The 12,960-nt window shown below is 46.3% G+C and carries 15 protein-coding genes; 4 read left to right on the top strand and 11 right to left on the bottom strand.

Going from position 1 to position 12,960, the window contains the following annotated elements; genetic code table 11:
* The first annotated feature begins 49 nt into the window (after positions 1-49).
* Positions 50-613, top strand: a complete 564-nt coding sequence (locus KNO86_RS01515) for a TetR/AcrR family transcriptional regulator (protein ID WP_214692113.1) — start codon at positions 50-52, stop codon at positions 611-613.
* 36 nt (positions 614-649) lie between these two features.
* On the opposite strand, the gene KNO86_RS01510 is transcribed toward KNO86_RS01515, so the two are convergent.
* The 3 genes from KNO86_RS01510 to KNO86_RS01500 form a co-directional block, all read right to left on the bottom strand.
* A complete protein-coding gene (locus tag KNO86_RS01510) occupies positions 650-1,759 on the bottom strand; it encodes an NAD(P)/FAD-dependent oxidoreductase (RefSeq protein WP_214692111.1) in 1,110 nt (369 codons plus the stop codon).
* Positions 1,760-1,837: 78 nt separating this feature from the next.
* A complete protein-coding gene (locus KNO86_RS01505; protein ID WP_214692109.1) occupies positions 1,838-2,572 on the bottom strand; it encodes a Bax inhibitor-1/YccA family protein in 735 nt (244 codons plus the stop codon).
* A 26-nt stretch (positions 2,573-2,598) separates the two neighbouring features.
* Positions 2,599-3,123 carry a type 1 glutamine amidotransferase domain-containing protein gene (locus KNO86_RS01500; RefSeq protein ID WP_026826070.1) on the bottom strand — a complete coding sequence of 175 codons (525 nt, stop codon included), beginning with the start codon at positions 3,121-3,123 and terminating at the stop codon, positions 2,599-2,601.
* A gap of 172 nt (positions 3,124-3,295) precedes the next feature.
* Between KNO86_RS01500 and KNO86_RS01495 the strand changes: the two genes are divergently transcribed.
* Complete coding sequence (locus KNO86_RS01495) at positions 3,296-4,090, top strand: thymidylate synthase (RefSeq protein ID WP_214692107.1); 795 nt, start codon at positions 3,296-3,298, stop codon at positions 4,088-4,090.
* Positions 4,087-4,575, top strand: a complete 489-nt coding sequence (locus KNO86_RS01490) for a dihydrofolate reductase (RefSeq protein WP_214692105.1) — start codon at positions 4,087-4,089, stop codon at positions 4,573-4,575. Before KNO86_RS01495 ends, KNO86_RS01490 begins: the two co-directional genes overlap by 4 nt.
* Before the next feature lie 15 nt (positions 4,576-4,590).
* On the opposite strand, the gene KNO86_RS01485 is transcribed toward KNO86_RS01490, so the two are convergent.
* From KNO86_RS01485 to KNO86_RS01460, 6 genes are all read right to left on the bottom strand, one after another.
* A complete protein-coding gene (locus KNO86_RS01485) occupies positions 4,591-6,081 on the bottom strand; it encodes a GGDEF domain-containing protein (RefSeq protein WP_214692103.1) in 1,491 nt (496 codons plus the stop codon).
* A 168-nt stretch (positions 6,082-6,249) separates the two neighbouring features.
* On the bottom strand, positions 6,250-7,653 hold the full coding sequence (gene fumC / locus KNO86_RS01480) for a class II fumarate hydratase (protein WP_214692101.1): 1,404 nt from the start codon (positions 7,651-7,653) through the stop codon (positions 6,250-6,252).
* Between the two features lie 103 nt (positions 7,654-7,756).
* Positions 7,757-8,149 (bottom strand): reverse transcriptase-like protein, encoded by a 393-nt coding sequence (locus KNO86_RS01475; RefSeq protein WP_214692099.1) that lies wholly within the window; start codon positions 8,147-8,149, stop codon positions 7,757-7,759.
* Complete coding sequence (locus KNO86_RS01470) at positions 8,130-8,912, bottom strand: 5'-3' exonuclease (protein ID WP_214692097.1); 783 nt, start codon at positions 8,910-8,912, stop codon at positions 8,130-8,132. Before KNO86_RS01470 ends, KNO86_RS01475 begins: the two co-directional genes overlap by 20 nt.
* A complete protein-coding gene (locus tag KNO86_RS01465) occupies positions 8,893-9,843 on the bottom strand; it encodes a CobW family GTP-binding protein (protein ID WP_214692095.1) in 951 nt (316 codons plus the stop codon). The genes KNO86_RS01470 and KNO86_RS01465 overlap by 20 nt, the downstream gene beginning before the upstream one ends.
* 15 nt (positions 9,844-9,858) lie before the next feature.
* Positions 9,859-11,037, bottom strand: coding sequence for an HD domain-containing protein (locus KNO86_RS01460; protein ID WP_214692088.1), 1,179 nt, complete (start codon positions 11,035-11,037; stop codon positions 9,859-9,861).
* Between the two features lie 155 nt (positions 11,038-11,192).
* Between KNO86_RS01460 and KNO86_RS01455 the strand changes: the two genes are divergently transcribed.
* Complete coding sequence (locus KNO86_RS01455; protein ID WP_214692086.1) at positions 11,193-11,705, top strand: hypothetical protein; 513 nt, start codon at positions 11,193-11,195, stop codon at positions 11,703-11,705.
* A gap of 38 nt (positions 11,706-11,743) precedes the next feature.
* Here KNO86_RS01455 and hfq read toward each other — a convergent pair whose 3' ends face one another.
* Both hfq and miaA read right to left on the bottom strand, forming a co-directional pair.
* Positions 11,744-11,992, bottom strand: a complete 249-nt coding sequence (gene hfq / locus KNO86_RS01450; protein WP_012726185.1) for an RNA chaperone Hfq — start codon at positions 11,990-11,992, stop codon at positions 11,744-11,746.
* Between the two features lie 27 nt (positions 11,993-12,019).
* On the bottom strand, positions 12,020-12,955 hold the full coding sequence (gene miaA / locus KNO86_RS01445; protein WP_214692084.1) for a tRNA (adenosine(37)-N6)-dimethylallyltransferase MiaA: 936 nt from the start codon (positions 12,953-12,955) through the stop codon (positions 12,020-12,022).
* Positions 12,956-12,960: the final 5 nt, after the last annotated feature.

Raw genomic sequence — 12,960 nt, 5'->3', positions numbered from 1 at the left:
TGGAAATGGTATATTTATTACAAAACTACAGAAAGGAGCGCTCCGACCAATGGATGGATTTGCAAAACGCACCGAAGAAAAAAGACAGGCCATCTTACGTGCCGCATATGACTTGATGACAGAGAAACAATCTCGGTTTACCGTGAGTGAACTCGCCAAGCAAGCTCAAGTCTCACCCGTCTCGATCTATAATTACTTCGGCTCGAAAGAACAAGTCATCATTGAAGTGTTACAACAAATGACGGAGGAACAAATGAGTTGGATTGATGAACAAATCGCGTCGAACGCTCCGTTCGAGACGTTACTCGTCGATATATTGAAACGAAAAATCAAAACGGCCGTTCTTTTTGATGAGACCATCACCACGATGATTCAACGAGATCCGAACTGGGGGCAGTTGGCGTCCCGTGGTTATGCATCTTTCGCCCGTTTGATTGAATACGGCAAACAAAAAGGGACGATCGATGCCACATTATCGACCACATCTTATTTACACTATGTTCAATTGATGCAGCAGGCCATCCTGTCCGACCCGCATTTTTCAATCGGCGACATGAAAGAGACAATGGAAGACTATTTTCATTTCTTTTTGAACGGGATCATCAAACGCTAAAAAGGTGACTGTCTATAAAGAGACAGCCACCTTTTCTTATGCTTTGAATATAAAGTCTTCAATCGGATAGAGTGAAAGGTCCACTTCACATTCACCCGTCAGGACGAGGTCACTTAACACTTTTCCGATAAACGGACCTACCGTCAAACCGGATGACCCTAGTCCGTTTGCCACAAGCAATTGATTCGCCCCCGGTACTTTCCCGAGTACAGGAATCGAGTTCGGTGTGACCGGACGGAAACCGACTTTCGTCTCGATGAGTTCTGCTTCCGCAAGTCCTGGTGCTGATTCAAGCCCTTTCGTCAGCACTTCGTGGACACCGATCGCAGTCGGGCGAACATCGAACGCTTTACCTTTCTCGTGGGTCGAGCCGATAACGACCTTCCCGTCTTCAAATCCAAGTAGATAACGTCGCCTTGGCGGCATGACGACCGGCCAATCCGACGCATCGGTATCTTTTAACTGGACGTGAACGAGTTGCGCCTTCTCTCCGTCGACGCGAACCGTATATCCGAGAGGTTGTAACAGCTCCGGGAGCCACGCCCCAGTCGCAAGGATGATTTCATCCGCTTCATATCGAACTCCGTCACACTCCACGCCAATCGCGTCCCCATCGGTCAAACGTGCCGAACCGTATACAAATTTAACACCACGTTTCATAGCGACTCGTTCAAGTGCTGCACGGAATTTCGCACCATCCACACGTGCGCCACCTTTGACTAGAAGCGCATTATATTCATCTGATAGTGGCGGGAAAAGACGTTGTGCCTCTTCTGCTGTTAATCGTTCTAAATCACCAATCTCTGGCGCTTCTTCGCGACGAACCATCGTCCGCTCCATCATTTGCTCAAGTTTGGACTCTTCATGGAGGGCAAGTGTCCCGACACGTTTATATCCGGTGTCTGTCTCCCCTTCAGCTTCTAACTCTCTCACGACATGCGGATAATAGTGTGCACCACTTTTAGCGAGTGCGTACCATGCTTTGTTACGCCGCTGCGCAATCCAAGGACAGACAATTCCCGCTGCCGCATCTGTCGCCCGTCCTTCTTCCTTACGGTCGATGACCGTCACGTCAGCTTTTCCTGCTAAATGATAGGCTGTGGAGACACCAACGATGCCCGATCCAATAATTACAATTTTCTTCATCATGTACCTGCCCTTTCAGACAGATGAACACATCCTTTCGTGAAAAAATCATCGACCCCATGGATCGATGATTGATTATTATTCTCTCATCGCTAGACGATATAATAAGTCCAGCAATTCAATATACAACCAGACGAGCGTGACGATTAAGCCAAACGCCGCAACCCATTCCAATTGTTTTGGTGCCCGCTCTTCGACTTGACGTGCGATGAAATCAAAGTCTAAGACGAGTGCGAGTGAAGCGACGATGACAATGACAAATTGAACACCGATGGCAAGCGGGCTAGAACCTGTCATAAACGCCAATCCTGAACCGAATAGGCTCATGACGAGTTGGACAAGGTACAATAACATGACCGTAAACATCGCAGCCATGACCCCTGCTCTGAATTTTTGCGTCACTTTGACAAGACCTGTCGTATAAACAAACCACATCGCAAAAGCAACGACGAACGTCGTCATGACGGCACGACCGACAATACCAGGGACCATCGCTTCAAAGAAGTATGAGATTGAACCGACGAAGACACCCTCGACAATTCCGTATAACGGCGCAACGACTGGTGCCGTATTCGGCTTGAACGTGATGAGTAATGCAAAGATGAAACCGAGGATGAGTGACCCGATCATGAGCGGGAACAAAAGCCCTTCCCCGATTGTAGGAACGACGAGCCATGTCGTTCCGGCTGCCGCTGTGACGAGAAGAAGCAAGGTGAACACTTTTGACCATGTTCCTGCTTTCGTCATCGGCTCGGCACTGTAAGCTGTAGACTGCATTGATTTACGAAGTAGTGGATTCGATTTTAAGTTCAACGTTGTATAGCTCCTTTATGATTCAATTACTGTTTTGCGAACACGTCGATAAACGCACGCATGTAGTCTGGTAGATCCGGTGGTCGACGACTTGAGACGATATGTCCATCGACGACAACAGGTTCGTCATGCCAAATGGCACCTGCGTTTTCCATGTCGTCCTTGATTCCTGGAGTACTCGTGACGTTCACCCCGTCCAAAATATTCGCTGAAATCAAGACCCATCCAGCATGGCAAATTTGACCGATTGGTCGTTTTTGTTCATCCATATAACGAACGAAGCCTTTCACCGAATCAAAACGGCGCAACAAGTCAGGTGACCAGCCTCCCGGTACGAGGATCGCATCAAACGATGTGATATCCACATCATCGAATGATACGTCCGACTTCGCTGGCACACCATACTTCCCGATGTAGGCATGGTCTGCTTTTTCCCCGGCTAAAATGACATGCGCTCCTTCTTCACGAAGACGGTGTACAGGGTACCAAAGCTCTAAATCCTCGAAGTCATTACTGACAAGTTGAAGGACTTTCTTTCCTTGTAGTTTCATCAAATCCCTCCTTTTGTTCATTCCCCATTATACCCGAAACAGAGGTTCGCGAAAACGAAGAATCAAGGTTGTTTTTTCATTATATGGATGGAATACGCTCCTAGATACTATATCTTGTGTTATGTTATGATACCTTTAGTCAATGGAGATTGAGAAGGAGGTTTATCACCTTATGAAGCAATATCATGATTTATGTCGACATATCCTCGAAAACGGAGTAGTGAAAGAAGACCGTACCGGCACAGGGACGACCAGCGTTTTCGGCTATCAAATGCGATTCAATTTACAAGAAGGCTTCCCCCTCATCACGACGAAAAAGTTACATACTCGTTCGATTATCCATGAACTTCTTTGGTTCATCTCGGGGGAGACGAACATTCGTTATCTACAAGAGAACGGAGTGCGGATTTGGAACGAATGGGCAGATGAAGAAGGAAACCTCGGCCCGGTATACGGCTCACAGTGGCGCTCTTTCCCACGCCCGGACGGCTCGTCCGTCGATCAACTGGCTCAAGTGATTGAACAAATCAAAACGAATCCTGATTCAAGACGATTGATTGTTTCCGCATGGAACCCTGGACAACTCGATGAGATGGCCCTTCCACCGTGTCATTTACTTTTCCAATTCTATGTCGCTGACGGGAAGCTCTCTTGCCAGTTATATCAACGAAGTGCCGACACCTTCTTAGGCGTTCCGTTCAACATCGCATCGTATGCGCTTTTGACGCACATGGTCGCTCATGTGACCGGTCTAGAAGTTGGCGATTTCGTCCACACCCTCGGAGATGCTCATATTTATCATAACCATCTCGAACAAGTGGAACTTCAACTGTCGCGTGACCCTCGTCCGTTACCACAACTCAAGATTGTCCGTGACGTATCATCAATTGAATCATTCCGTTTTGAGGACTTTGAGATTCTCGGATATGACCCGCATCCACATATTAAAGGAGAAGTGAGCGTATGATTTCACACGTTGTCGCATACGGACTCAATCGGGAAATCGGGAAAGACAATGATTTATTGTGGCGATTGCCGGATGATTTGAAACACTTCAAATCTGTCACGTCTGGTGGCACCGTCGTCATGGGAAGAAAAACGTTCGAATCAATCGGGAAGGCATTGCCGAACCGACGGAATATCGTCGTGACGTCCGATTCAACTTTTAAAGCAGAACACATTGAAGTGTGGCATGATTTAGAACGGCTCGTCGAAGAAAGTCAAAACGAGGAATGGTTTGTCATTGGCGGCGCGACGCTTTATGAACAGACCATGTCGATGACGAGTCGAATTTATGCCACCGAAGTAAAATCCACGTTCGAGGCAGACACGTATTACCCTGAACGGAGCGGTTCATGGACGATTCAAAGTCAGACAGATCATCCGCAAGACGAAAGACATGCATATGACTTTTCGTTCATACAATATGACAAAGCAGACATCGATTATTAATCGATGTCTGCTTTTTTAGTCAGGTAGTTTTTCTAACCACTGTTCAATTTTTTTCGTGATGACTTCATCTTGATTATCATCAGCGTAGTCGTCATAAATCGCTTCTAGTTCGGAGGCTGTACGCTTCGAAACCGCGAGGATGTGACTATATTTACCACGCTGTTCTTTCACGGCAGAGAGTGTCCCTCTCGCTTCATGGACTCGGGTATCGTCTAAGACGAACATTTCGATGTTATCGTTACAAGAATATGCTTCATACGGACGATACACGACCTCATAGCGACGATGCTCTTTGGGCAAGCGGTTCGCAAGCGAAGTGTACGTGTTCTCGGACATCGTCACGTAAGCAATCCGCTTTTCCTCACGAACCGCCGACGTGTATCGGACAACTCGATTTCGACCATCACGTTTTGCCTTATAGAGCGCCTCATCTGCGTATGCACACCATTCCCCAAGCGTATATCCTGTCTGGCAGACACGGGTATATCCGATTGATACGGTCACTTGATGCTCGTACGGGAATTCCATCTCTTCAATCCGGGTACGGACGCGCTCTAACACCGATTCGACAATCGCTCGGTCAGATACGTTCAAGAGAATTAAAAACTCTTCTCCTCCATAACGGATGAGTTCATCACTCGATCGAATCGCGTGTCGGATTTCTTCCGAGACCCGATGAAGAACGTCATCCCCATAAGAGTGACCGAACGTGTCGTTCAATTGTTTAAAATGATCGATATCAAGTAGGGCAACAGCAAAGCTCTCACCTGAGCGCTCTAACCTTGAGATGAAGCGAGAAAACGTCGCTTTTAAATATTTTCGGTTGAAGGCACCCGTCAGCTCATCGACAAGTAATGCCTTTGAAACTAAACGAGACTTTTCAATATGTAGACCAAGACGGACTAACCGCTCCTCCATCGGTACCCATGATTCCCAATAATCATCGAATCCGTAGGAATAGGCAGCGAGACGATAATGCTCATTCGTTCCGATAACGATGAGCGGGACGTAAAGTTTTCTCATCTTGCTCACAAACGATTGTATGTCACGTTCTTTAAACTGTGGCCATAGTTCAACGTCCATGATGATGGCTTTTGGGACGTCCTCATAGTCATACTCGACCGCTTCTTCGAGTGTTTGCAAGAATACAGGACGTGCTCCAAGCTTCTCAACACGCGATTTAAACCGACTAAATGTCGAAAAACTCGCAGAAAGAATCAAAACGAGGTCCTCATCTTCTTGTTCGATTCCTAGAACGGTATGGATGTATCGTTTCACCGGTGAGATCAAGGTCATTGCCTCTGCTTGGGTAAGGACGCTAGGCAACTCCTTCGCATCAGACTCGACACGACTAAATATTTCTAACAAATGCATAAAGCGTCGCTGTCTAACCTCTTTCTTCACCCAATCAATTAGAAACTCGATATCGGATTTGGGAATTTGTCTAGACTCTGATATTTTTTTTAAAATCATATGTATACGCTCAGTGAGTTGACCTTGCTCCATCTTCGTCCCCCCTACGTTCGTACTCCCCGAATTCTCTTATGTATCGATTATGCGACTTCTACAGATAAAATACAACTATTTCCTTATTTATTTTCTATTGTTTTACATATACATAGGTCTTACGCCCTAAAATAGACATAGGAAAAGCGGTCTTCCGACCGCTTCATGTTATTTTTTCACTTTTAGGTTTGGTGATGTCATCTCTTCAGGACAAATCCATTGATCAAATTGCTCTTCTGTCAATAGTCCCGTTTCCAATGCCGCCTCTTTTAAAGAAGTACCATTTTTATGTGCCAGTTTTGCGATTTTCGCAGCATTTTCATATCCGATATGTGGGTTGAGTGCTGTGACGAGCATGAGCGACTGTTCGACGTTACGAGAAATCACATCATGATTCGGCTCGATCCCGATCGCACAGTGATCGTTGAATGAGTGTAGGCTGTCCGTCAAGAGACGACAAGTCTGCAAGAAGTTATACATGATGACCGGTTTGAAGACGTTTAGTTCAAAGTTCCCTTGGCTCGCCCCGAAACCAATCGTCGCGTCGTTACCAAGAACTTGAGCGGCAACCATCGTGAGCGCTTCACTTTGTGTCGGGTTGACTTTCCCTGGCATGATTGAACTTCCTGGCTCATTTTCAGGAATCGTAATTTCGCCGATCCCCGCACGTGGACCCGATGCCAACCACCGCACATCGTTCGCAATCTTCATTGCATCCATCGCTAACGCTTTTAAAGCACCATGTGTAAAGACGAGTTGGTCGTGACTCGTAAGAGCGTGGAATTTGTTTACGGCCGTGACAAACGGTTTACCTGTCTCTTCAGAAATCTTTTTCGCCACGACTTCCCCAAATTCAGGATGGGCGTTGATTCCGGTACCGACAGCTGTTCCACCGAGAGCAAGCTCTGTCAATGGTTCAATCGTCCGCTCAATCATTTGTTTTGAGAGTTCGAGCATCCGCACCCAGCCGCTGATTTCCTGACCGAGCGTGACCGGTGTCGCATCTTGAAGATGTGTGCGTCCGATTTTGACGATATCTATATACGCTTCCGCTTTTTGCGAAAGAGTTTGGTGAAGGGCATCGATTGCCGGCAAGACGTCATCTTGCACGGAAAGGATGGCCGCAATGTGCATCGCTGTCGGATACGTGTCATTCGAGCTCTGCGATTTGTTGACATCATCATTCGGATGAATCCAAATCGATTGCTCACGCGCATGCAATTTGATATTCGCAATATTCGCGATCACTTCGTTGACGTTCATGTTTGATTGGGTACCCGATCCCGTTTGCCAGACGACGAGTGGAAATTCAGCGTCGTACTTTCCTTCTAAAATCTCATCGGCTACTTCCGCAATGATTTCAGCTTTCTCTTCTTCAAGTACACCAAGTTCAGCGTTGGCGAGAGCCGCCCCTTTTTTCAAGATTGCGAAGGCACGTATAATCTCAAGCGGCATCTTTTCTGCACCGATTTTAAAGTTCTCAAGACTACGTTGCGTTTGTGCTCCCCATTTTGCATCAGCCGGGACTTTAATTTCCCCCATCGTGTCCCGTTCGATTCGATAATCCTTCATGCTCAATTCCCCCTCTATAGTTGACTACGCTTTCATTTTAGCGAAAAACCATCTAAAAAGAAACGACTCAATCCAAAAAGCGACCAAGAATGATCTTAGTCGCTTACTTCGTTCCGTTTAATGCTTCACGTGCAATGACATCTGCACGATTTTCTGCACGAGGAATCCATTTGATAAAGACGTTCGGTAAATCATCATACGCAATCAACGCTTTAAGAAAGAGAGGTTTGGCCGAGGAATCTTTCATAAATCGTTGCTCTAACGCACGAACAATCACTTCCGCATCGGAGTGGAGCATGAATGACGTCTCTCCTTGCATCGTATGCGCCATTTCAAGTGCATAGGCACAAGCCGCTAATTCTGCATGGACGCTGGACAAACCTTGCGTTTGACGCTTGAACGTCGAGACCGTACCGTCTGATGACTTAATCCAGACACCAAGCCCGTTCTCTTCGGTTGTCTGATTTGTTGCTGCGTCAAAATAAATGTGAACCAAATCGATACGCCTCCCAGTCCGTATTAATAGGCGCATGGATATCAATTTGTGACAGACGTTTAGATAAGAGCGCAATCTCTTCATGCCCGTCTAATTTTTTTGCAAACTTCTGATGTGGTGCCTCGAGGGTTGCATTTTGAACGTGCGTGTAGAGCGTTTCGACCGTATCGTAATGTTGAATCAAGATGGTTGCCGTTTTTGGCCCGATGCCACGAACGCCAGGGATATTATCCGAAGAATCACCTTGTAATGCTTTCACGTCGACAAACTGATATGGTTTCACCCCATACATCGCTTCAAACGAACTCTCATTGACGAGTTGTTCTTCACCTTTTTTCGGCATGATTTGAAACACGTTTGGTGACAATAATTGTAGTAAGTCACGATCAGAGGAATAAAGATATGATTCTCCTGGGAACGCTGTCGCCACAGCTCCCATCAAGTCGTCCGCCTCATAACCGGTCAATTCTGATTGTAGAATCCCTCGCTCGTCCAAAGCCGCTCTCAATTTGACATAGTCTTCGAAAAGCGGTTCCGGCAATCCGTTACGCGTCGCTTTATATTCAGGATAAAGGGCATAACGATGCGTCGTTTCTCTCGTCCCGTCCCAAAAGAAAGCGATGTGTGAAAAGTCCGTCGTCCAGGCATCGACTTTTCGAAGCAACCCTTTCACCGTCACATCCGGGTCGAGTGCTCTTCTCCGCTCCGTTGCAAAATAATAACGTGATAATAAGTTAAATCCATCAACGAGAATGAGTTTCATCCTGCTCCACCTCACATGCTTTTAATCCTCGTGCCAATGCATCGGCATCTAGTTCTTTTCCAATCCAGACGAATACCGAACGGTTTCCTTCATGTACCTCGTTCGCAAACGTCGCTCCCATGAGTTGATTCGTTGCTTGAATGACGAATTTTCGATTCTCATCCTTTAGACGAACAATTGCCTTCATCCGATAGATTGAATCCTCATAATGCATCAATACCTCACGAACATATCGCGTCACGCGTTCACGAGAGAGCGGACGATCTGCATTCAACGTGACGGCCCGAAGCGAAGAGACAGATTCGGTCGCTTCTGTAAGTCGACTCAATTGTTCTTCATCGACTCGCGACAGTTGGAACGTGTTTTCAAGAAGGTCAAATTCCCCTTCAGTCTGGAACGTTTCTACCACACGAACGGTCGGATTGATTTGATTGATACGTGCTCGGGCATGTTTCAATTCCTCGCTCGAGACTAAATCTGTCTTGTTTAATAAGATCATGTCCGCATACGCGATTTGATGAATGCCTTCTTTGAATAAGTCGCGATCCATTTGACTGGCATCGACGACAGTCAAGATGGCGTTCATTTTAAAATGTTGACGTAAGTACTCGTCGTAATAAATCGTCTGGATGATTGGGGCTGGGTCGGCAACACCAGTCGTCTCGATGATGATTCGGTCAAACGTCTCCTTTTTCGCCACGAGTTGATAAAATGTCTTACTCAAATCATTTTGAATCGAACAACAAATACAGCCATTCGATAGTTCGATTTGCTCCTGGTCCATTTTTACAATCAACTGTTCATCAATATTGACCGCCCCGAGTTCATTGACAATCAAACAAATCTTCTCTTCTGTCGCAGCAAGTAGACGGTTCATATACGTCGTCTTTCCTGCTCCTAAAAATCCGGTCACTAACTGAACGGGAATCATAGTACCACCCTTTTCTTACAAATCTTCGTGCGCACGAGCCCATTTCTCATAGCGTGCGTCTAATAAATCAATCAAGTGAAGCATCCACGCTTCTGTCGTCATCGGTAATACACTCGAACCCCACTCACGTTTCCCATGATGCGATAAGATCATATGCCAAATACGGTGATGGACATCAATCGGCAGACGGACGTCTGCACGACGCAGCGTTTCTTCGAATAGAAGTCCACCATACGGCATATGCCCGATTAACATTCCTAGCGGATTGATGGAGATCCCTGTCGTCTCACTCGTTCCTTCGACAGGCGACAGTTTTTCAAAACGGTTCGGGCTCGATAAAAGGTGACTGTATTCATATATTTTTCCGATGTCATGGAAGAGGATTCCTAGCGCAAGCTCATCCCAATTGAGTGGTTCCTTCCGCTCTGCCATCGCTTCACATGCCTCATATAATGATTCGAACGTACCTTTATAGGCTTGTTCGATTTTAACACCGTTCATCGTATTCCAAAGGTCGACTTTATGCAACTGCTCGGCTTCTTTGATCACACGAAACACCATTGCCAAATAGTCGTCCTGCTCCTGAATCCGGTATCCGAGACGCAACATGCAGGCGGTATGCTTCAGCAATCCTCCTGCGTAATTGTGATGGTGATAAAGAGCTGCAGGCGAAAGTACAAAGTCATCCCAGACGAAATCGAGGAGTCCGTAGGCAATCTGTTGATAGGTCGGTGATAACGTATCGATTAAACTGAACAACTCATCTGCAAACTGTTCCATCGTCTCATCACCCGGTAACCCTGGGAGTAAAGAAATCGCCTCATCTTTTGAAATCGGTTGGACACGATCGATTGTAATCGACTTAGCACCGTCCGGTTTCGGATAGACATCGATTTTCCCGAACAATTCGATGACACCCGATTCATAGATTGGAAGTAGTTCACTCTCATTTCCACGTAGCCAATGCTTCGCACGCATCATCCCGCTCGCCGTCGTGACACTTAACTGTAGCCATTTCGCCCCGCTTTTCCCTTCTCTCACTTCGACCGTACTAACGAGCGCTTTCGTCTGAACAGGAGCCCCGTCTGGCAACTGATCTAACCGCTCTTTCGTTTTTTCAATATGTGGTATCTGAAATCTTTCACGGTTCGTCGATAAACCTGTGACCGAATCAATTTGTTGATAATAATTCATGAACATTCCCTCCTCGCATCTTCTGACATTGTATCGCGTTTCTACACATTAGGCGAACATACTTTCTAGTAGGGTCATGATTTCACATTCATTATATTGAAAGCGCTTACGATTATTGGTACGATAAAGATAGTTCTACAAAGGGGGAAACGATAATGATTTCATTAATCGATACGTATGAGCGTTTCATCGCCTCGGGGGAAGCGACACGTTATGCACAAGAGCAACAATCCATTGAACATATTCTACAAGCATCTAGTTGCCCGGTAGAAATGAAGGACTTAGAACAGTCACTCACTCATCTTTCCGGTAATCCATATACAAAAGATGAATCACTCGATAAAATCGTCGAACACGAGATGAAAGGCGCCATGGCCGCTCTCGAGCTATCTGGTTACCCACTTCAAACACCACTCGCGAAAGCGGTCATTCTATCTGCTTTCACACGGACAAACCGTCTTAATATTGATAAGTTGAAAGAACTGAGCCATGCCGACCTGTTAGTCCGGATTCAATCGGCAGAACGCGCATGGAAACGAACATATACATTGTTACACCGTTCGACGCCGACACAAATTTGTGACCAAATGGATTCGCTCCTCGGTGGCTGCGCCGTCCAGCGCGTCCTAGAGGCAATCAAACAGCCCGGTACGTCAAAAACAGCATAAGAAAAGGAGCGGTCCCCGGGCCGCTCCTTTTCTTATGCTTATCCTTCTGTTACTTCGACTGCATCTGGCTCGTATAACGTGACGTTACGTGCCGGTGAGAATGTTGAGATCGCATGCTTATAGATCAATTGTTGACGACCTTCTGATTCGACGATGACAGTGAAGTTATCGAATGATTTGATGACACCTCGAATTTGAAACCCGCTCACTAAAAAGACGGTCGTTGGAACCATTTCTTTTCGGAGTTGATTCAAAAAATGGTCTTGGATGTTGTAGCTCGCTTTCATGCTGGATTCCCCCTAGTCTTTATCTCTTTAAAATAATCGGAATTTTCGAAAAAACCCCTCTACATCATCATAAATATTTTTATATGATAGTTCAAATGATTTTCGCCCCATATCCACCCAAATTCCATCAAATTGATGACGGAACCACGTCAATTGTCGCTTTGCAAACTGTCTCGTATGTTGTTTCAACAAGTCTGTCGCACGGTCTTTCGAAATTTTTCCCTCAACATACGGAATGATTTCCTTATACCCGATGGCTCGCATCGCCTGAGTATCTCGATATCCTTTCGCCATCAAGCTCTCTACTTCCTCTACAAGTCCTGCTTCCATCATCGCATCGACCCGTTGATTGATTCGGTCATAAAGAAGTTCCCGGTCAGCGTGGAGGACGAATAATCGGTAATCATAATGTTCAGACGGCGCGCTATCTGTCGTCTGCGTATCACCTTGCATCGCTACTTCGAGCGCTCGCACGACGCGACGGACGTTATTCGGGTGAATCGTAGCCGCACGTTCCGGATCAAGTTGAACTAATCTTTGATGTAACGCCTCACGTCCTTCGACTTCTGCCAACCGTTCGAGGTCAGCCCGCAACGCCTCGTCCACAGGTCGCTTCACAAATTCATAGTCATATAAAATCGAACGAATGTATAAACCTGTTCCTCCGACAATAATCGGTAATTTGCCACGGGCATAAATATCATCAATGGCTGCACGAGCCAACTGTTGAAAAGCTGCGACACTCATTGCATCATCCGGGTCACAAATATCAATCAAATGATGCGGGATTCCTTCGGCTTCTTCTTTTGTTACTTTTGCCGAACCGATGTCCATGCCCCGGTAAACTTGAACCGAGTCACCTGAGACAATCTCGCCGTCGAACGCTTTCGCGAGTTCGATACCCGTCTTTGTTTTCCCAACAGCAGTTGGTCCTACGATGACGACGACAGGTGTTTTTTTCATACTTC

The sequence above is a fragment of the Exiguobacterium sp. s160 genome (assembly GCF_018617575.1).
GTDB lineage: Bacteria > Bacillota > Bacilli > Exiguobacteriales > Exiguobacteriaceae > Exiguobacterium > Exiguobacterium aestuarii_A.
The sequence above is the reverse complement of the archived record's forward strand: the minus strand, read 5'-3'. Positions and strand labels throughout refer to the sequence as shown.

Bases quoted from the DNA above. Each gene is read 5' to 3' on its own strand.
- KNO86_RS01490 (WP_214692105.1), top strand. From the start codon at position 4,087: ATGATTTCACACGTTGTCGCATACGGACTCAATCGGGAAATCGGGAAA.
- KNO86_RS01470 (WP_214692097.1), bottom strand. From the start codon at position 8,912: ATGAAACTCATTCTCGTTGATGGATTTAACTTATTATCACGTTATTAT.
- KNO86_RS01515 (WP_214692113.1), top strand. From the start codon at position 50: ATGGATGGATTTGCAAAACGCACCGAAGAAAAAAGACAGGCCATCTTA.
- fumC (WP_214692101.1), bottom strand. From the start codon at position 7,653: ATGAAGGATTATCGAATCGAACGGGACACGATGGGGGAAATTAAAGTC.
- miaA (WP_214692084.1), bottom strand. From the start codon at position 12,955: ATGAAAAAAACACCTGTCGTCGTCATCGTAGGACCAACTGCTGTTGGG.
- KNO86_RS01485 (WP_214692103.1), bottom strand. From the start codon at position 6,081: ATGGAGCAAGGTCAACTCACTGAGCGTATACATATGATTTTAAAAAAA.
- KNO86_RS01455 (WP_214692086.1), top strand. From the start codon at position 11,193: ATGATTTCATTAATCGATACGTATGAGCGTTTCATCGCCTCGGGGGAA.
- KNO86_RS01495 (WP_214692107.1), top strand. From the start codon at position 3,296: ATGAAGCAATATCATGATTTATGTCGACATATCCTCGAAAACGGAGTA.
- hfq (WP_012726185.1), bottom strand. From the start codon at position 11,992: ATGAAAGCGAGCTACAACATCCAAGACCATTTTTTGAATCAACTCCGA.
- KNO86_RS01500 (WP_026826070.1), bottom strand. From the start codon at position 3,123: ATGAAACTACAAGGAAAGAAAGTCCTTCAACTTGTCAGTAATGACTTC.
- KNO86_RS01460 (WP_214692088.1), bottom strand. From the start codon at position 11,037: ATGAATTATTATCAACAAATTGATTCGGTCACAGGTTTATCGACGAAC.
- KNO86_RS01465 (WP_214692095.1), bottom strand. From the start codon at position 9,843: ATGATTCCCGTTCAGTTAGTGACCGGATTTTTAGGAGCAGGAAAGACG.
- KNO86_RS01510 (WP_214692111.1), bottom strand. From the start codon at position 1,759: ATGAAGAAAATTGTAATTATTGGATCGGGCATCGTTGGTGTCTCCACA.